Below are 19703 nucleotides of genomic sequence, written 5' to 3' on the forward strand. Positions count from 1 at the left end.
AATTAGACGTGCAGTGCTTCGCGTTCGTCGCCGCGCACCACCATTGCAACGGCCGGGCGATGCGCTGCCTGCGATGCAAACCACTCGTCCGCAAAATCGGTTTCCCGCTTTTTAGGCCGGTGAACCATAGCCGTGTAGCCTTCAGCTCGCAGCCGCTTCGCCAGCTTCAATGCGGCATCGACGCCCGGCGATTTGCCGGTGCGGGGATCGACCGCATCGAAGTCCGCGAAGATGTGAACGACGCGGATTCCGAGGCCGTCCGGCACAACGAAATCGGCGAGAAGGATTCGATTCAGGCAGTACCAGACCGGCACATCGAAGAGCATGTGCGCGGCATACGCCGTTTCGAGGCCTTCCGCGACGCCAACTTCGCCATCGACTGGATCCATCAGCCGGACTGCGCCGCCGTTAAGCTTATGAAGCGTCACGTCGTTCAGCTTGGCCGGAAGGATCTCGCCATCGTTAGTGACGATCGACGCCTTCGCCGGTTTCGAGCGTTCAAGGAACGTGCGGTGCAGCGTTCCAAGTCGGCCGTCCGGCAGCGTGAAGCGAGCGAGGATGCCCGGCCACTGACCGATAACTTTCTTCTCGTGGCGGTAATCGAGCATCGCCATGCGCAGCGCCGCGGACGGCGCCACTGTGAGACCCGGCACCCGCTCGCGCAGGTACCGCGGAACGAGGCCATCGGACCCGACCAGCGTCGCGCGATCCCACATTGAGTCGAGGCGCTTGCGCGCCCACTCGGGATCGACCTTTCGGCCAGGCGCCGGGGCCCCCGGTTGCGCACGGTTTTGCCGTACATCGGCCAGACTGCCGCCTTCGAGTTCGATCATGAGTTCGCGGAAGGTCATTCCGGCGGACTTGCAGATGAGCTCGAAGCCGTCGCCGGCTTTTCGGTCGCCGTCGTTGCACTTGCGGCAGACCCAGTCGCCGCGGCCGCGGTTGTTGTCGTATGTGAAGCGGTCGTTTCCGCCGCAGATGGCACAGGGTGCGCCCTTCCCGGTTAATGAGCTTGCGGGCACTCCATACTTCTGGAGTAACGCAATCCACTGTTCCGGGGACAGCTTGACGTCCTTTACATTCATTGTCACTCCAGTTGTGGTGTGGTTGAGGTCGATGCCTGAACAGGCGGTGAAACCGTGCTCAAAAAAGCCGTCCGACTCGCGCGAGGCGAGCACGGCGGGCGGCTTTTTTCAGCAGGGAAAGGGAAAGGTGGTGTAGCGACGAACGCGGCCATGTCGCGCAAGAAAGAGACGCTTCGCCGCTTCGCCGACCGTTTCCGGTTCGACGAAGCAACGAAGGTGAGGAGATACAGGAAGTGAGGTGAGCCGTTACGGGATCAGATCGCAGCCCACTCGCGCCGCGTCAGAAATCCACGGAACGGGATGTCGTCGTCGTCGAACCCGCCACCTCCCCCATACGACGTCGATTGCGGTTCGCGATTCGCCGGCGCAGGGTTGCTGGATCGCGGCTGCTGCGAACGTTCTTGACGTGCAGGGCGCTGGCTCTCGAAACCATCATTGGATGAAGGATCGCCGGCGGAGCGGCCGCCGAGCATTTGCATCTGGTCTGCGACGATTTCCGTCGAGTACCGCTCTTGCCCGGCCTGGTCCGTCCACTTTCGCGTGCGGATTCTGCCTTCGATATAAACCGACGAGCCCTTTTTCAGGTATTCGCTCACGATCTCTGCCAGCCGACCGAAGAACGACACTCGGTGCCACTCGGTCTGCTCCTTCATTTCGCCCGACGCTTTGTCTTTGTAACGATCGGTCGTTGCGAGTCGGATATTCGCGACCGCATCGCCGCTAGGCAGGTAGCGCGTCTCAGGGTCTGCCCCGAGGTTGCCTACGAGAATGACTTTGTTTACTGATGCCATAAAAAGCTCCGTTACGATTTCTTGGAAATAGACCAAAGCCACTTGTCCCAGAGCACTTGCGCGCCGCTGGCGTCGAGCTTGGGTCGGCCACGTTTATCGACGGCAGGTACCTTGATCTTGCCAAGGCGCCTGACCTCTATGCGATCGCCAACTTTGCAGTGCGCTTCAGCGATCGCGTCGCGAAGACCCTCGCCTTGCAGCACGTCAACGCCTGTATGGTGCTCGAGCGCGATGCAGAACGATTCGTAGGTCTTCCCCGGTCGTTTGCCGTCGGGGAACTCCTTCTCGCCCCACTCTTTCAACACGCCATAACGCGCGCGCTCACCCGGTCGACGCGATGACTCTGCGGCTCGCGCTGGCGTCGGCGCGATGGCCTCAACGATTTGTTGGGGCGGTCGCGCGTTGCTTGCAGCGGCCGTACGGGTTGCCGCACCCGTAAGCTCTGGAGGCGTTTCTGTCGGATGAGCGTCCCTGACAGCAGCCGCAATCGCCTCTGTCAGCGAACCCTTGTGTTCACGCAGAACTTCCCAGTGCGGAGCAAGCGCCGGGATCAGCTTCATTCCGACGGCGGTTGGCTTTAGCTGGTAGTCAAAGGCTGGGTAAAACTGCACGACGACATCGCCCTCGTCGCGAAAGAGCATCGGTTGGCCTGCTATCGCGATTTGCCGTTCGTTGGCACCGCCCTTACCGACCTCAACCGGGGATGAATGGCTTGTGGGATTGTCGCTGCGACGCTGCGGCTGCGGCGTCACTCCGAAAAACGTCCCGATCAGCCGGCCGAATGTTGATGTGCTCATCGTCGGCCTCCTACACCAGCGTGCCGAAGCACTCGCGACGCACCTCTTCCATGTCGCGCTTGAGCAGCGGGTTGCTCAGGATGACGTCTTGCAAGAACTCGGGATCGACGCCGTTGATCTGGCAGACGAACCGATACGGCAGCGCCCCGCTCCAGAACTCCATGACCCAGCCGAGCGTTGCTCGGTAGTCTTCGAGTTCCATCTTCTTTCTGTTTCTGAGTCGCTCGCTGAACAGTACAGCGCAGTCCATCAACGACTCGGGCATGTTGTCGCCGCGTCTGCTGTCAGTCGCAAGACTGATCAACGCGTCGACCATTTTGTCTTTTACCGCCTCGCTCCACAGATGCGGATCGGGGAGAGGATCAGGCTTGGCTCGGGCACGCGTAATCGGCGCAGGAGGAGCGTCGAACATGTCCAGTTGCCATGCTGCTACTTCTGCTTGCATGGGAATCTCCGAATAAACGGGAACCCATGCCCGCAACGGGATGGTTTCCCGTTGGGGTGAGGGGTCAAGACCGCCCGCGCGGGCAGTCTTGACATTCAGGCGTAGCGACTAGTCGTCGGTGCCTGTCTTAAGTGGAACGACCACTGCGGACTTGGCGTACTGACGTTTGATGGGCGTGACATTGGCGTCGGCGGTAGCCGGAGCGACAACGGCGGGCGCGTGCGCCTTCGAATCCTCAGCTTTCTCCTCTTTCAACGCCGCTTTAATGGATCTCTTGATCCAGACCGCGACGGTGAAGGAGACAAACAGAAAGGCGAAGAACGAGTGCGCGGCAAACCACAGGGCAAAGCAAACAGCGACCAACCAGCCGGGCGATTTCATCGCCTTCATTACTAACTGCTTCGGCATTTTTCTCTCCAGAAAAAGACGCACTAGGGGATGTCCATCCAGTACAACGCTGGATGGTTTTCGATGCTCGGGTGAGCAGGAAAAACGGGCGCGCGGAGAGACGCTTTCGTCACGGCTCGATGAAGGCGTGGCGGAAGCAGCTCACTGCGGATGAAAGAAGAGATCGCAAGCGCGCGCACTCATGCTCAGCGGCGGCTTGGGTCGATGCGTCGGTGACGCGGGGATAACAGGCAATTTACGCGGTGGGCCGCGAGCGCGTGCGCGCAAAAGCTTCCAATTTCACACCGCCTTTCGATTTTCGGCGCGGAACGTGGCAGCGCCGCGGTGCTCCCTTGACTTCCATTTGCCCTTGGCATGCTAGTTACATGCTCAACAGGGAGGCAGCGAATGTTCTTCGAAATGCTTGTCGCAGTCGGCGGCTACCGCGTATTCAAAGCCATAAAGCGGCTCAGCCGATCCGGTTCGCGCAGCGCCCATCGCGCAAAACGCTCGTCGGACGATATCGGTGCGGCCGGCGAAGCTCTGGCTCAAGCAAAGCTTCGAACGACCCTCAAATGGCTGTGCGGCGATAATTTTTACCTGCACGAAGGGACGCTACTGATAGAACACGCTCCCGGGACTGCGTTCCCTACCGCAGAGATTGATCACCTCGCGATCACGCCGTTCGGCGTCTTCGTTTTCGAGACGAAGAATTGGTCCGGCCGCATCGCGCCGTCGAATCGACCCGGGACCCTGACACGGACTGCGCCCAACGGTAAGGCGGAAGACCGACGCTCGCCGATCGAGCAGAACCGCAGCAAGATCCGCTTCCTCCGAGAGCAGCTTCCTGCTATGTGGCCGGTCGCTGGCGCGGGTCTATTCGTGTCGCCAGAAGTCGTCCTGCATCCGGAGCTTTCGACCGATCTATTGTCGTTGGCCGACCTTCCACACTGGTTGCGTTCCAAGCGCGCGGCGTACGGCGGCAGGTCAACTGTGGACGTCGCGAAGGCGCGTGCCGCGGTGCTCATGTACGCGGACGATTCTCCTGATGGTTTCATCGCGCACAAGGTTCGGGCCAAGCGTCGATACCGGTAATTACCGAAAGTTTCAAGCGCTGACCCTAGGTAATTGCTTCCATGTAAATTCTTAAAAAACGCTTAAGTGTTGCAACTTTGAACCGTTAATCGTTTGCGAAAGTGCCGAAAAACACCGCCTTTCGCATTCTGAGATCGAAAGACGGGTAAAAAACGGCGTCTTTTACCATCGGACGTTCGCGAAGGCGCCGTTACGATCGCTTACATGTCGAGCGGAAGGAGCGGCAGATGCACCGACGGATTGCACAGGATGAGAGAAGGCAGCGACTGACTGCGGCAAAGGCTCTTGCCCTCTAGTGTGCCTGGGTGTGTACCGGTATGACCCTTTTATCCGCGAGCGAAGCCCTCGCGGCGTTTGATCGCAGCGCACGAGAACGCTGTCACAATCCGGAGAGAAGTTATGGCCACAAACAACGACGATTCTAAGAAACACCTCCAACTGCGAAAGACCGAAGTCCACGATCCGATGGACGACATCTTAGGTGGTGTTGCCCATAGCAGCGCTGACCGATCCAAGATCGAGAAGGTTGCGCGAGAGCTTTTCGGCGCCGGCGAAGATTCCGCGGAACTCGTCCTTCAGATCGTCGAAAACATGATGGCGATCGCCGAAGCGCGAGCGCGGATTTCGACTGACCTTCAGTTGATAGGCGGCCAACTTATCAACACGATGCATCTGATCAAGAACTCGATGATCGCCAAGGCGGGCAACAAAACCAGCACTGTGCGAAAAGCAGCGACGTTGGGCTACAAGTTCTTCGAAGGCGCGCTCAATGTGAAGTACGCGGCAGCGCGCCAGTACATGCGTTGCTACGAAGCCTTCATCGACAACACCGAGGCTATCCGAGTTTTCAACGTCGGCGAACTCGACATCCTGGCGGCCGACCACGTGACCGACGAGCAAGTCGCAACGATTCTCGCCGCAAAGAAGGCCAACGAGCACATGACTCGCGAGGACATCCGCAAGATGCTGGCGACTCTGCAGAAGCAGGAAGAGGCTCTTGCAGACAGGCATGTTCAGGTCGAGAACTACAAAACGCTTCTCGAAGAGAGCAAGACTGCACATCGTGTCGCAGAGGATGAAGCTCGCCGCCTGCAAGATCAGCTGGACGCGACTGCCAAGTTGATTGCTGACAAAGAGGCACAGCTCAAGCGTATGGACAGCTACTACACCGGCCGGCAGGCGGGCCTCGCCAACCTTGAGAAAGATCTTGCAGACAAGGACAAGGAGATCCAAAGGCTGAACGAAGAAAGGAACGCCTTGCTCAATCGGAAGCCGGAGGTCCAGGTCAAGGAAGTGCCGACGGCGCCGGCAGGCTATACCAGCATCTCCGAGTCCTTGGAAAAGCGCAGCGCAGAGTTGAAAGCCATCGAGGAAGAGTTGACCGAGCGGCGCGCAGAGCTGGCCCGGCTGGAGGCGGAAAGGCAAAAAGAGGCGGACGCCATCGAAGCGGCCAACCGCGTTCAGGCGGCGATGCAGGACGCTATGTCCGCATTTGAGATTTTCGCCGGCAAGCTGTCGACGGCTCAAGTGGCGGTTCAAGCGTGCGATGGTCCGGCACAACATGGGCCGTTGATCGAAACGCTTGCGGCAATGATGCGCAAGCACCTCACCGAAATCGAGACGGCACTGCGCAAATAGCGGCACCCAGTAGTGAACAGATAGCGCGGAAGCGAACGGGGTTGCTTCCGCAGTAACTGATGCGAAAACAATAAAGATATGTCGACTAACATCCTTGACCACGTCGAGACCAACATTCCGCTGTCCAAGTATCTTGCCGAGAAGATCCAGCGGACCAACTACCGGCTCACCGCTGTCATGCACAAAGTGCTGGCCCGCTACAGTGACGCAGAAGCATTTTTCGGAGTCTCGTTCGAGAACATGGAAACGTTCAAGGCCCACGCCGCACCCATGGCGAAGCTGATGAACATGCCGTTTCTGGCGCTTTCCCCCGCTCTCCAAGACCCGCGCGACTGGGAAACGTTCGTCGACGGCATCATGTTGTCGCAGACCGTCACAAAGCTTTCGTCGGCCATGCCTTTCGTTGACGACGTTACGGCCCGCGACATCTTCCATAACAACTGTACCTACGTCTCGCTTTTAAAGGACGTCCTGCACCAGAACGTTTTGGCGGCCCCGCTGCTTGGCATATCGTTTGAGCTGGCGGAGTACCTGATGGCTTTGCCGATCGGGCGTCTCGAAGCAGCTATCGGCGGAATTCGCTTCCCTTTATACAGATGGCGCTTTGACGACAACCTGTTCTGGTTCGAATACTCCGCTGGAGACCTGAGTGAGGAGGCAGCGGCGCACTATGTCATGCGCACGTCCCGACTCAAGTCGAGCGCGCTCCCGTACAAGAATCTTTGGTCCGATTTGCGGCTCGACCGAGCCAAGCGGGAGGTCTACGCTCGCTTGATGATGACGCAGGGCTGCCGGGCGTCAACGGCGACCAACTTGTTCGCTCTCAACTCCGCCATCACTCGCAACACCTACCGCCAGATCCATGGCGTCAGCTCGCCTTGCGGCAACAGCGCAAGCTCTTTGACGTGGTATGTCGAGCGACCTGTTCACCGCCTGCAGGCAACCATGCTTGTATGGCTTTACCGATGCGCGCTGAAGAACGGAGCCAATATTCCCGAAGCACTGATCGCATCCAACGACGTACTGGACAAGATGTTCGGCTCTCGCCTCACCGTGTCAGCCGATCGCGCGAACCATCTCACACGTTCTATGGCGACGGATTCGAGGCTTAATCTCGCCCCGTGCAGAACTTGCGGGACCGAGTACATCCTGTCGAACGACGAAGGCAGGATTGAATTGGCCAAGGACTTCGTCTGCCCGGGTTGTGAGTACGACCTGAAGCCGCGTACCGAACCGAGAAGCAAGGGAAAAAAGCGCTCAAAGAGCAAGTGATCATTAGAAAAAGGAGGTGCGCAGAATGTCCCACGAATTTTCGGTCGAGGCCGGTCTAGTCGTTTTTTCCCGGGACGGCCGCGCGCAGTTTGGCTGGCTCGACTTAGAGACGGGCGCGTATTACGCCGAGTGCGACGGACGCTGCATTCCCGACGCAATCGGTGCAATCGAATTTCACTCCGACGTGACGCATTGAGCCATGCAGGACTTCGCTTACCTGTTTTCAGACAGCGCCGCCGCGTGGCTCGAAGGCCGCGGCGACGCGCGATTCCAAAGGTACGAGAGGCACTACCGCGCCGATCGCGCAACGGTGCAGTCGCAGGAGCTGTTCGACCTTGAGCAAAGCAACATTCGCTTCGCGCAAAGATTCGGCTCTGGCAGGCGGCATTTCGCGGCCGTGTCGAAAAGCAAAGCATTCGGCGCGCTCGCGACTTTCGCCATTCTCCTTTGGGGCGGCACCGCACTCCTCTCTTCAGTGAGCGCGACACAGCCCGTCGCGGTCGCTGCAGTGCTCGGCGTCGTTTTCGTCGCCTTGAGGGTGAAGCACTTTCGCGCTCGCGGGCAGACGCGATAGCAAACGGTTGCGATCAAACAACGGTGCAAATTCCGACCCCTTACCGGGTATTACAATGCCTGCGCCGCCGATTGGCCAACGGCAATTTGCCAACGAGGAAAGCGGTTTCGTGGCGGACTTCCGAGTCGCCTTGACTTCGAACACCGCTCGATAAGATGAAAGTAAGCAGATCGCGGGGGCGACTGCAACAACTAGATCGGAAACAACAAATGACGATTCAGAAGAGCTTCAAACTTTCGATGGCCGCGATCGCTGCATCGCTTTTGGTGGCTGCTTGCGGCGGTGGTGGTGGTAGCAGCGATGCATCGCCTGCAGCCCCGGCAAGCGGTGCCAGCACGCCCGCGACTCCAACCAATCCGGCGAACTTGACGACGCCTCAGTACCCGGCCGACAGCTTCCATCTGGCCGCGTTCAACCTGCTCAACCAACATCGCCAGCAATGCGGCTTCCCGGCCCTGCAGGAGAACACGGCGCTCGATCAGGCGACGGCAGCACACGCGCAGTATCTTGCATCGAATAATGTGATTACCGACACCGAAGTCTCGGGCAATCCCGGCTTCACAGGCGCGACTTTCGTTGATCGCGCATCCCATTTCGGCTACACGGCGAACAACGGCTCCATCGGCGTGTCGGGTGGCTATTACACGAACGCGACGTTGACGGAGGTAGATTATGGTCAGCGAGCCGTCTATGAGTTTGAGTCGGGCGTGTACCATATCAGCATTGCGGCCTCGCCTGCGAACACGGTCGGAATCGGTAAGGTCGCAACAACGTACAACGGCTTCCCGCAAGAGCAGTTTTCGTTGCATCTCACGAACTTTCAGCAGGTCACGGCAAACGCTCCCTTGACGTTCCCGTGCCAAGGGACTACCGGCGTTGCCTACACGTCGGCTGGAGAAATCCCGACCCCTCCCGCAACATCCGGAAATTGGGGTACGCCGGTAGCGGTTGCGGGCAACGCGACTGATACGATCGTTATGCAAACGGGCACGATGACGGATGCGTCGGGGCACGTGATCGCCTTGCAGGTTCTCGATTCGGCCAAAGACCCGAACAAGCTTCTGCTGCCGTACCAGGGCGTCGCGTACCCGACCACGCCGTTGTCTCCGAACTCGCAATACACGGTCTCCCTCACGGGTACGATTAACGGTGTCGCGTTCTCGCGTACCTTCAGCTTCACGACCGGCAACATCGTCGGCTAACAAAAGTTGCTTCGCAGAAAACCAAAGCCGCCAGTCGATCTGGCGGCTTTCTTATTGTTTGCAAAGGCTGGAAGAAACGCCCCTGGGGAAAGCTCCGAAAGGCGTTTTGATCCCAACGATCGCCTCAACCGCCCGAGCCAGCGGTGTCGCCATAACCCTGCACATCATAGCCAGTTACGACGCCGCTGCTGTTATTAGCACTGCACATCGCGTACTCGTAGGTGTTCCAGGATGTGTTCCAAGTATTTGTAATATAGGTAGTGTTTGTGCCGTCATTGAAAACTGAGTTCTGCTGGCCCCACCCAGGCCAAAATCCAAGTTGCTGAGTAACGTAGGCTCGGCAGGCTGCCTCGGGGTTCCCTCCCGGTTGTTGGGCGTTCGGTGTGCACACTTGTCCGACCCACGCCGAGCCGTTCCACGACGGCGCAGCCGCTTGGGTGTACCCGCTCTGGCACGCTGGCGGGGGAGGTACATTGCAGGAATAACTCCAAGCTGTCCCTGTCCAGACTGGTCCACTAGCAAAGCCGTATGCGCAATTAGGTTGTGGCGTGGCGCACTGATACCGCACACCAAGTTTCTGCCACGAATACCCCGGATTGCAGCCCGGCGCGCGAGGCACGCCGATTGGATTTTGAACCCACTCTGCACTGGTTCTAAGAGGGGCGGTCAGAATCGCGACAAGCGCCCCTAACACCGCCAGCGAAACCGCTGTTTTTCTTCTCATCGTTTTCCTTACTGATTGGCGTAGGTGCAGCCGACGTCTATCTGAGCTTGCAATCCAAGCTGATCTGGAATGAGACTGTTCGCACCATCCGCTAGCACGTTGTAGATTTGGAGGATCCACTGAGACCCGTTCCAGCCCATCGTGTAACGCGCCCCTGAGATAGGCGGATTACGGTTGGAGTAGTCAGTTGTGATTGATTGCGGAGTGATTCGATACCATGCCGACCCACCTGGTCCACATGCGGGGGGATAGACTCCCCAACCGTTGTACCAACCGCTGTATTGAGCATCGGCAGACTGATTGCTAACGAGGCTGCTAGCTCCGACCCAGTTGCCGAACTTGTTGCAAACGAAAAGCTGGTTATTTCGGATCGTCACGCCGTTCCACGAGCAGTTCGACGCCGCCGAGTTGATGTTTGCGACGGTGGCGTTCACTGTAGTCCCCGTCACCGTGACCGCACTTACCGTACCGTTCGAAGTGACGTTGCCGACGCTGATCGGAGCCGGAGCTGATCCCGAGTAGTTCTGGACATACAGCGTACCTTTGGTACGAACCGCCGCATTCGTGTCGTCGCCATAGTAGATGGTTCCGTTGGCCATCTGCAGGGTGTTACCAGCCGGCAATTTGAGCGTCTTCGCGGTTACATTTCCAGCGTTCTGGATGTCCTGATTATTCGCGTTCATCGTGCCAGTTAGCGGTAGCGCGCCGTCACGCCGGTAATAAGGCGAATTACCGTCCGCACCAAAACCGTTGATCGCAAGCACCATCCCAGCCTTGCTACCTACTGGATTAGGCAATGTCCACCCGCCATGAATCCCGGTGACCGTCGCCGGCGCTCGGTTTGTCGAGTAGCCGAACTGCGCTCCCCCGGCGGCAGCTAGGATACCGGCGCCGGCAATGTCGGCCGTCTTGTCCGTCATGCTGATAAGCGGCAGGCTCGGATAGATTTGCGAGGCGATATGGCAATTGCCCGCTGCGGTCGAGCAGTTGTCGGGTACAACGGCCAACGCGATCTGGTAAGTGCCGCCCCAGAACGGCCCGTTCTTGAACGTGACTTTGTTGTTCGACTGCGCGCTCAGTTGCGCCAGCGTCGGCGCGGCGATGGGCGTTGACGTCGTCTGCGAATACCCCACTGGAATAAGCGATGCGTAGTTGTTGGTGATGTAACTGCCAAGCGCCGAATTGATCGACGCGATGTTCTGCCCTTCGATCTGCAGCAGATTCTGGCGTTTGGCAGCGATGTCTTCCTTGATACCCTGTACCGTCAGCAAGGCCGCGCCGACCAGGACGATCAACATCTCAAGAATGCTTCCCATGTCGGCGGTCCGCGATCAGGTACGGGTGGTCCACAGTCCCATCGACGCCATCGCGCCGTTCGATGCGCATGCAGTGGCGACCGTCTGCGGGTTGAACGTGACCGTCGGCGAGAAGATCGTTGTGCCGTTGACGGTCACCTGCGTGTAGACGGTGATCAGCGCAGCCGCACTCAGGGAGCAGACCGTCGATGTCACCGGATACGTCAGGATCAACGAATCGTTGGCGGTGGTGAGCGTGCCGACAGCCGCCGTCACCGTGCCATTGAACATGCCCTTGACCGCCGACTTGTCCGAGGCGACGCGCGAGCCCGCCGAATCGAAGGCGTGATTCTGCGCGAGCACCGTTAGCGTCTCCGAGGAAAAATCAGCGTCGTTCTGCGTCGCGTTCAGAATTCCGGTGTGAAACATCTGTGCTTCACTCTTGAACTGAGACGAATGAATCAGATCGAGCACATACTTGCCCCCCGCATAGACGGCGAGCGCGAGCAGCGCGGCGCCAGCCATCACCGCGCCTGCCTCGATCATCGACAGCTCGCCCGACTGCTTTTTCGCGCGGGCAATCTTCAGAATGCGCGCCCGGCGTTCTTTGATCGGGTCGACTTGAACTGCTTGCGTGTTTTCGTTGGTCACTTTCTTTTCCTTAATAGCTTGAAGCGGCGGGATTCCCCGATGTAAGGTTGACGGCACCCGTCACGACGTATGAGCCAATGCCGAGGGTCAGAAACAGTGCAGCGGCAAAGCCGAGCAGGATAAAGTGGGTCATTCGGGCGTTACGTTTCACCGCTTCAACGACGCGATCGAGCGACTCGCGGCCTAGACTCTTGATGGCCGCTTCGAACTGGTCGCGGCCCGCCGCGTCGGTGATTGTGTCGACGATCGTGACCGAAAAGATGCCAGTGTCGAGCGCCCTCATTGGCTCATCAGAGCGGGCCGTCAAGCGTCGATCCATGATCTTCAGATGCCAGCGCAGCCACGGATCGGCTGTCTTGAGAAGCCTGTCCAGCGCCGCACGGAGCGTGAGGTTGGAGTCGAACAGGCCCGCGAGCGAAACAATAAGCAGCGCCGCGCGAAGGTCGCGGCGGTTGCGCCAGAGCAGCGGCATGCGGTCGAACTTATCGCGAAGAGGTCCAGACCAACGCTTCAGGCTCGAAAAATAAGCGAGCACAAGGCCGATCATCGCCGTGAGCGTGAGCCACCAGTACTCGTAGCAGAACGTGTCGACGTGATAGAGGAACCGGCCAAGATCGGGCCATTGGTCGAGCGGCCGGACGTCAAGCACCTGCGGGAAAATGACACCGCCAAACAGCATGCAGTACGCGTACATGTAGACCAGCAGCAACGCCGGGTATGCCATCTGCACCGAGGTGGTCGACGACAGCACGCGCTTGGCCTTCGCTGCCATTTCCGCGAGCTCGAAGCCCCGAACGACCGCATCTTGGCGCGAAGACTCGTCCGCGATGTCCAGCAGCGCGTACTCGTCCCCAGGGACGTATGGCTTGATTGCAAGCGCGAAGCTTTCCCCGCGCTGCATGGTCTCGCGGATGCGCGCGAACACACGCCACTCGAGCTTGCCTCGTGAACGGCTGCGCTTCTCGTACGTTTCAAGCCGGTCGAACAGCGTCTCGGTGTTGCGCAGGCCCTTCGCGGCGATATCGAGCCGCGTCTCGCGGTAAAAGTCCTCGCGGACTTTCTGAAACCGCCAGCGCGCGACGACCAACTGCTGCCGCACGGGCAGCATCTTTGCGAACGTGGTGATCATGGAGGATTAGGTTTAGACCATCAAGCCATCGACGCCGGGCATCACGCGGTACTGCGCGAACGACTGCATCGAGCGATTGATGAATTGTGGGTCAATCAAACCGCGCGAAGCCTTGAAAAGAGCATGTTCATAGAGCGTCTTTCCATTCATATCCGCGTTATCGAACCCGGTACGACGCGCGCCGCGCCAAACTGAGCGTGCACCCGCCCAGTCGCGCTCGGCAACACGCTCCAGAAATTCCGGGGTCGGGCGATACAGCTCGGCCGCCAGCGACGGGCGCTTCGTGCCACCTGCCACCTTGCCGTTGCGCGTGAAAAGCCCTTTAAGTCGGCAGTGCTCGCAACCGTCGTAGTTGCGGCACGCCATCGCCGAGGTGTCGAGGCCGAACTTCGTGCGCAGCACTTCGAGGTCGGCCTTGGGCATCACGTCTTCAGCCGGCAGCTTGCAGTGCTCACAAAGCGTCGGGATGAGCTTCTGGTTGCCGACGGCGTTGATAAAGCCTTCCGAGGCGAGCTCGTCGATCGGCAGTTGCAGTCGCCCTCCCGCCATACGCATCACGGCAGCGATGATGTCGCCCGCGTGCAGCGAGAATCGCACCGGGTGACCGGTCAGCGCCAGTTCCGCGACCAGTCCCATCACGACGCGGTCGCGCACTTCGCCGATGGTCAAATCGTCCGGGTCCTGCCGCATCAGCGTTCGAATAACTTCCGCGTACTTGCGGTTCGCTTCATCGTCGGTCTCGTCCGGGCGGCGGATGATCGAGTAGTCCGACAGCCACGGCATCGGATACTCGGACGGTTCGTTCACCGCGAACTGCTTCTTGAGTTCCCGATCCGGCAGCATGTACGAGAGCGCGCGCAGCGTCGTCGTCTTGCCGGAACCGGTCTCGCCGGTGAGCGCCGTGATGCCGCCGCTCACATAGTTGAGCGTTTCGATCAGCTCAAGCTGGCTCTTCTCCAGGCCCATGTCCTTCGGCAGCAGCACCGAATAGTTCTTGAAGTTGCCGTCGAGCAGACGCAGCGTGACGTCATACCCGCCCACCAGCGGAGACGACTGCCAGCGCAGGTTGACGGTGTCCGTCTTGACCACCAACGGAATCATTGCCGACTGGGGCGCGGTCGGCTGGAAGCTGTTGCCCGAGTTCGTGTTGCGCTGAACGAGGTCGCTGTACGCGGCAAACAAGGCGCGACGAACGATGGCCTTCGGCATGCGGCTGAACGTGTACATGTCACCGTTCACGCGAAAACGGACTTCGACCTCGTTGTGAAACTCACGTGGCTCAAAATGGATGTCACTCGCGCCGTATGCGTGTGCGGCCTCAACGATGTCCCGGAAATTGCCGATCGCCCGGCTCGCTTCGCGGACAGTAGAGTTCGCGGAAGCAGCGGCCTTCCCCGAATAGATCGCGGCGATTACGGCATCGGTCGCGATCATTTCCTCGCGCACGAGGATGTCGTTGGCGCCCAGATCCTTGATGAAGGTCGCGTACTGCGCCTTCTCTGAAAATCGCGCGGTGGCCACCGTGATCGCCACACCCGGTTGAAGCTCAACGGCGACGAACTCCTTGCGGGCGGCCGCGGGAATGCGCAGCGCGGCATCGTCGTCCGCGACGGTGAGAATACGCTTGAAGTCCGGAAGGGAATCGGGCGACACAAGTTCCGGCCGCCCTGATGACAGCCCACTGCCCTCAAGCTGTTCTTCGTCGTCCGCTGGCTGTTCTTGCTCTTCCATAGTGGGCGCGGACATGGACTTTTTCTCGTCCAAGGCGATGGGCCGCTGAGACACATCCGGTTGCTTCTCGGACGCACGCGGGTTGGCGCTTGCACCAGCCGCGAGGCGTGTGTCAGAAGGCGCAACGTCCGCCGCAACGTTACGATGCCCAAGGGTCTCCGACGGCGCGGCCATCGGCTGCGGCTCAGGCCGCGCCTCGTAGCTCGGTTGGGCAGCTGCTGGCACCGCTTCGGCCGTTGGCACACCATGCACTAAGTCGCCGCGCTCCCTGGCCGCCATCGCCGCAGACATACTCGCGAAGGTTGGCCGTTCGAAACTGGGCGGGATAAACGGGCGAAATGCCACTTCGTCGTCGGCCGCATGCACCGGAGCTTCGGATCTCTCGGGCACCGCCTGCGCCGGCGAGTGCCAGTCGGCGCCGATCTCTGTGCTCTCGACGTCTTCGATGTCACCCCCCGATAGCGCGCGACCGAGAAATGTGACTTGCGGGTTCACCGCGCGCGTGCTCACCGGCGACGCTTGCTCCGCCGCCATTTCGGAAGTTCTATCTCGCCGTTTCCGCTTTCCGGCAACAGGCTCAGCAGATGCGAATTTCGGCTCCGCGCCCGTGCCAGGCTCAATGAAGCTCGAGCGCGGTGCGCGGAACCGCTTCAGGAAGCCACCGGGCGGAGCATCGGGTGTGCCCTGCTCTTCTTGTGCGAAAAGACCCATTTCTTATTTCCCAAACGGTACGAAGGTGGAAGCCGTCGATGAGACACCCCCCGGTGGAAGCGGCGAGGACAGATCAGTGATCGCCCTGACGGCTGGCGAATCCGGAATCGCGGCGGGCGCGTCGGAGGGCGCAGCGATGGTCTCTGTCCAGTGGCGCTTGCCGTCGACAAGACTGACCGTGAAGCCGTCGATGGAGGCTACCGTCCAGCCATTGAGCAACCGGCTGCCGCGCCGCGCGGTATAGGTCGTGCCTTGATAGTCATACAGCACGTAGGAGCCGGACATGTCGGAGTACGCGCCAACGAAGGTTGCTGGAATGACGCGCTTGAACGGGACACTGGGCTTGTGCTCAGACTTGGGCGCGGCTGGTGGGGCCGCCGTCACCGCCGCGGGCGTCGCGCCGAGCGGCGAGGCAAGGCCAACGCCGTTGCCCGGTCCCGCTGCTCCGCCTTGCCCACTTTGACCACCTTGCGGACCTCGCATTGAGTCGACGAGCTTTGCGCGCGCCAGCTTGTCAATGTCGTCCAACGTGAGATGACTTTCCTGCGAAGCCGCCGCGCCGGCGACGAACATGAGCGCACCGAAGCAGGCGGCCCGTGCTGGCCACTTAGTTGAGAACATAGTATTTACCCTTCGCAGTGAAATGCACCCCGGTACCGTCCTCTTTCAGCTCAACGTCGAGGGTGTCCAGTGCCATGTTGTCGGGCAGGCGCGCGAGCAGCGCGCTTTGCCACTTGTATCCATCGATCTGCCACGTGCCGCGCTGCACGAGCGGCCCCTGCACTTCGCCCGCCGTCGGTTGTCGCGCAATGAGGCGCTCGGCGGGCTTGATATCAACGACATAACCGTGGCTATCGAGCGTGTCCGGCTTGGTCGAAAGCTTTTGCGGATCGGTCTGCAATGCCTTGATGAGTGCCTGCTGAGTCGGCCATGTCTTATGTTGGGCGAGCGCGACACGCTCAGCGACCGTCACTTCAGGCCCACGCGCAGTCAGATGCCAACCGTCCGGATTGAAGACGACCGGTCGCAACGACTCCGGCGCGCGTGCGTCGAATTCCTTGAACGTGCCGCCCTGCCGCTTGTAGGTTGCGATGCAGGGACCCGCGATCGTGCAGGACGCTTTTTGAAACTGCCATCCCGCGACGTTGGTTTCCTGCGCGCCGAAACTAGCCAGCAGCTTCGGTGCGAGTTGGTTCGCGAGCGGAGCAGGCGCGGCAAACGTGCGCATCACTGCGGACTGGTACTCCTGCATGAACGTCGGCGGGGGCGCGGGCGGCGGTGGGGGCGGATTGAGCACGTCAATCAATTGCTTGCCGCCGAAGAACACGGCAGCGAGGATGACGAGCAACGGCACCGTCGTGGGTACCGCCACCGGGACCTTCTTGATTAGCCCGACCTTGCGCGCGACGAGCAGCTCGCGAAGGTCGAACGACTCATCTACCGCGTGCAATTGCGCGCCGTAACCCAGGGTCGCCAGTTCGAGCCCTGCCTTGGCGCACCCGTCCTCGATCTCGTCTCGCCGATCGGCAAGCGCATTAAGTGCTACTTCCTGATCGAGCGAGACAGCGCCGCGCTGCACGAGCACCAAATGCACGCGCTCATCGTTCTGTATGAGAACCAGTACCGCCGGGCGCCGACGAACGCGGTCTAACGACGCGATACGCGCCGCAGCGGAGTACAGCTTGCCGCCCTTGCGATGCGCAGATTCGAGTTCGCAGAACCCGACGATGGTCTCGTCATTCGCCTTGTATTCGGTGTAGTGCGTCGCACCGGACTCCTCGACGTAGTGTCGGCGTTCGGCGCGAGCGCCCTTGGCGGAATAGGCGCGCCAATCCAGCCCGAATACGAGCAGTGCGCCCTTTTCTCCCGGTATGGATTCGAAGTGCATGGGGATGACTACCTCGCGCTCACATCGACGGGACGACGGTCGCCGTCAGCATGATCACCTGGAACGTCCGGCCCTTATTCCATGCGCCCGAGAGACCACCAATGCCGTTGTTGCTGTTACCGTCATAACGATTGCTCACCGCGCCGTACAGCACGACGGTCTGTCCATCGGACAGCGCGATGGTCTGGTCGTCCTTATTGCCGAGGATGTCAGGCAACTGGATCTGCTGCAGCGTGGCGCCTGAACCGGTGCTGATGGTGGTGAACGGACCGTTCAGCTTCGAGCTATCGCTCCAGTACGACAGGATGATCTGGTTGTGATCGTTGACCGACGGCAGGATGTTCACGAAGTCTCCCACAGTGACCGAGCCCGGCTGCAGACCCGGTACGCCCGCGCTGCTGCCGGCGATCGAGCCAACGCTCGGCGTGGTGGCTGCCAAATACCCTTTCGTCTCGAATGATCCGATGGACACCGGCAGGCCGTTCAAAGTCAGCTTCGTCTGAGTGTTGTCCTGTACCGTCTTTCCAAAGGCGTTGAGGCCGCTGATGATCGCGTTGGTGCCTTCCATCGGCGAGCCGGGCTTCAAGACCGACAGGCCTACAGTGCCGCCAATCGCTGTTGCCAACGAGGTAGGCGAAGCCACCGTGATCGAATAGCGCTTCAGACCGTCCGAGATCCGGTTGAACACGATGTCCGCACTGACGCCGGCTTGCGACGAATTGCTCAGATCCACCTGCAGCGTGCGGACGCGCAGCGCGACCTGACGCGTCGAAATCGCGTTCTCGCGCGCGAGCAGCGCGCCCATGCGATCGACGGCTTCCTTGGTGTCGCGAACCATCACCAAGCGGCTTTGTGGATTGACGACCACTTCCCCGAGCGGCGACTTCAGCTTTTCGAGTTCGGACTGGATGATCGCGATCTGGTCAAAGGTGCCATCGCGTCCGGTCGACGTGATCGACGAGAAAGATCCAGTGTTGCCCGACGTGCCGCCAGTAGTGCCGCCGGACGCCTGGTTACCGGTCGACGTATCGGTACCCTTCGACATCGTCGACTTGATGGACACTTTGCCCGGGATCGCCGCGATCGTGAACGTCTTGGTGACGAACCGGCTGATGGAAATGGTGCTGCCATCGAACGTCCAGTCGAGGCCAAGGTTTTCCGTCACGCCACGCAGGTATTCGCCAACCTTGCAGTTACACGCCTGCGCATAGACTGGCTCGACATTCGACTTCGCCAACGCTTGCGGTTGCATCGGGGCACTCTGGCCGTTCCCGCCGTTGGTCTTCGGAATCAGCGCATCGCGGGGAATGAAGACGTCCGGGCTCAGATGCACCGGATAACCGGTAGCGGTGGAGACAAGCGTGGCGATCTTCGACAGCGCAAGATTGCCGGGGAAGACAACTGATTTCTCGCGGAAGATCGCGGGCAATGTGGCTTCATACGCGACTGGCACCAACCGGTCGCCGAGGAACGCGGTCGGGACTTCCTCAACGAGCGACATCGACTCGGGCCCGTTGCCCATCGCGCGCGTGGCTTCCGCGTTGGTGGCGTCGTAGGCGTGGTTCACGTCGGATTGGGACACCGCGCAGCCGGTCAGCGATGCAGCCACGAGCATGGCAATGGCAGATTTGATTTTCGTGAGGCGCATGACGATTACTCTTGGCAGTTGGCTGCGCGTGCGACGACGCGGATTACGTTATTGGTGTGCTTGCAAACCCGCGTGGGCGTGCGCATGTGGTTAGTCGCCTGCATCACTTGCGTGAGCACCGACTTGAAGTCGCCCGAGAACGTCGCGTTGAACTCGAGCGGCAAGTCGTCGTCGATCTTCCAGGCGAGCTGCCAGCCCTGCTGCTGCAGCCAGCGATCGAGCGCATTGCGTAGGTTGATGTCCTGCGGCGTGATCGAGAAAGATAGAACGCTACTAAGCACCGTTGCGCCACCTTGCGACGGCACGACGACCGGGGCGACGTCCATCGAGCCAACCGGCGACGGCGCGGCAGCGCCCGGAAGTGCAACCGGCGCGGGACCACCGACATCGGCCTTGGGCGCGGCCGGAGAGGCAGGCGAAGCGGGAGCGACCGAGGCAGAACGAACGCCAGGAGCAACCGGCGACACCATCGCAACTAAAGCCACAGGGGCTTTAGCGGCGGGTGCCGAGAGGAGTTGCCAGCCATCACCGGGCGGCGGTGCGAGGCGCGATTGATCAGGCTCGGCCGCCGCAAGACCCGGCACAGTCGTGAGCGCGAGACACGCGAACAAGTGAGCCACCATGCGCGCGGTGCGATGCG

The 19703-nt window shown here is 60.3% G+C and carries 19 protein-coding genes; 6 read left to right on the forward strand and 13 right to left on the reverse strand.

The window, feature by feature from the left end; genetic code table 11:
- Positions 1-2 precede the first annotated feature (2 nt).
- From NK8_RS42575 to NK8_RS42595, 5 genes are all read right to left on the reverse strand, one after another.
- A complete protein-coding gene (locus tag NK8_RS42575) occupies positions 3-1085 on the reverse strand; it encodes a primase-helicase zinc-binding domain-containing protein (protein ID WP_213234743.1) in 1083 nt (360 codons plus the stop codon).
- A gap of 254 nt (positions 1086-1339) precedes the next feature.
- The gene (locus NK8_RS42580) at positions 1340-1876 is read right to left on the reverse strand and encodes a single-stranded DNA-binding protein (RefSeq protein ID WP_213234638.1); all 537 of its coding nucleotides are present in this window, start codon (positions 1874-1876) and stop codon (positions 1340-1342) included.
- Positions 1877-1887: 11 nt separating this feature from the next.
- Positions 1888-2673 (reverse strand): hypothetical protein, encoded by a 786-nt coding sequence (locus NK8_RS42585; protein ID WP_213234639.1) that lies wholly within the window; start codon positions 2671-2673, stop codon positions 1888-1890.
- Between the two features lie 10 nt (positions 2674-2683).
- Positions 2684-3118: a hypothetical protein gene (locus tag NK8_RS42590; RefSeq protein WP_062255929.1), complete on the reverse strand. Its 435-nt coding sequence runs from the start codon at positions 3116-3118 to the stop codon at positions 2684-2686.
- Positions 3119-3226: 108 nt separating this feature from the next.
- Positions 3227-3526, reverse strand: a complete 300-nt coding sequence (locus NK8_RS42595) for a hypothetical protein (RefSeq protein WP_086973869.1) — start codon at positions 3524-3526, stop codon at positions 3227-3229.
- A gap of 387 nt (positions 3527-3913) precedes the next feature.
- Here NK8_RS42595 and NK8_RS42600 point away from each other — a divergent pair, with 387 nt between their 5' ends.
- The 6 genes from NK8_RS42600 (at position 3914) to NK8_RS42625 (ending at position 9286) form a co-directional block, all read left to right on the forward strand.
- Complete coding sequence (locus tag NK8_RS42600; RefSeq protein WP_213234640.1) at positions 3914-4600, forward strand: nuclease-related domain-containing protein; 687 nt, start codon at positions 3914-3916, stop codon at positions 4598-4600.
- A gap of 399 nt (positions 4601-4999) precedes the next feature.
- A complete protein-coding gene (locus NK8_RS42605; protein WP_213234641.1) occupies positions 5000-6238 on the forward strand; it encodes a hypothetical protein in 1239 nt (412 codons plus the stop codon).
- A gap of 78 nt (positions 6239-6316) precedes the next feature.
- Positions 6317-7510: a FlhC family transcriptional regulator gene (locus NK8_RS42610; protein ID WP_213234642.1), complete on the forward strand. Its 1194-nt coding sequence runs from the start codon at positions 6317-6319 to the stop codon at positions 7508-7510.
- 25 nt (positions 7511-7535) lie between these two features.
- A complete protein-coding gene (locus NK8_RS42615) occupies positions 7536-7706 on the forward strand; it encodes a hypothetical protein (RefSeq protein WP_213234643.1) in 171 nt (56 codons plus the stop codon).
- Between the two features lie 3 nt (positions 7707-7709).
- Entirely contained in the window at positions 7710-8084 is a 375-nt protein-coding gene (locus NK8_RS42620; protein WP_213234644.1) for a hypothetical protein, read from the forward strand.
- A gap of 209 nt (positions 8085-8293) precedes the next feature.
- Entirely contained in the window at positions 8294-9286 is a 993-nt protein-coding gene (locus NK8_RS42625) for a CAP domain-containing protein (RefSeq protein WP_213234645.1), read from the forward strand.
- Positions 9287-10018: 732 nt separating this feature from the next.
- Here the strand turns inward: NK8_RS42625 and NK8_RS42630 are convergent.
- Genes NK8_RS42630 through NK8_RS42665 form a run of 8 tightly spaced genes read right to left on the reverse strand, consistent with a single transcriptional unit; the run spans position 10019 to position 19686 of the window.
- Entirely contained in the window at positions 10019-11326 is a 1308-nt protein-coding gene (locus NK8_RS42630; protein ID WP_213234646.1) for a hypothetical protein, read from the reverse strand.
- Between the two features lie 15 nt (positions 11327-11341).
- Complete coding sequence (locus NK8_RS42635) at positions 11342-11956, reverse strand: type 4 pilus major pilin (protein ID WP_213234647.1); 615 nt, start codon at positions 11954-11956, stop codon at positions 11342-11344.
- A 10-nt stretch (positions 11957-11966) separates the two neighbouring features.
- Complete coding sequence (locus tag NK8_RS42640) at positions 11967-13085, reverse strand: type II secretion system protein (protein WP_213234648.1); 1119 nt, start codon at positions 13083-13085, stop codon at positions 11967-11969.
- 12 nt (positions 13086-13097) lie between these two features.
- Positions 13098-15527 (reverse strand): ATPase, T2SS/T4P/T4SS family, encoded by a 2430-nt coding sequence (locus NK8_RS42645; RefSeq protein WP_225936702.1) that lies wholly within the window; start codon positions 15525-15527, stop codon positions 13098-13100.
- A gap of 3 nt (positions 15528-15530) precedes the next feature.
- On the reverse strand, positions 15531-16100 hold the full coding sequence (locus NK8_RS42650; RefSeq protein ID WP_213234649.1) for a hypothetical protein: 570 nt from the start codon (positions 16098-16100) through the stop codon (positions 15531-15533).
- A 34-nt stretch (positions 16101-16134) separates the two neighbouring features.
- Positions 16135-17415 carry a hypothetical protein gene (locus NK8_RS42655; protein WP_213234650.1) on the reverse strand — a complete coding sequence of 427 codons (1281 nt, stop codon included), beginning with the start codon at positions 17413-17415 and terminating at the stop codon, positions 16135-16137.
- A 19-nt stretch (positions 17416-17434) separates the two neighbouring features.
- Entirely contained in the window at positions 17435-19063 is a 1629-nt protein-coding gene (locus NK8_RS42660) for a type II secretory pathway protein (protein WP_213234651.1), read from the reverse strand.
- Positions 19064-19068: 5 nt separating this feature from the next.
- A complete protein-coding gene (locus tag NK8_RS42665) occupies positions 19069-19686 on the reverse strand; it encodes a toxin co-regulated pilus biosynthesis Q family protein (protein ID WP_213234652.1) in 618 nt (205 codons plus the stop codon).
- Between the last annotated feature and the right edge of the window lie 17 nt (positions 19687-19703).

This window comes from Caballeronia sp. NK8 (assembly GCF_018408855.1).
In the GTDB taxonomy this organism is placed as follows: Bacteria; Pseudomonadota; Gammaproteobacteria; order Burkholderiales; family Burkholderiaceae; genus Caballeronia.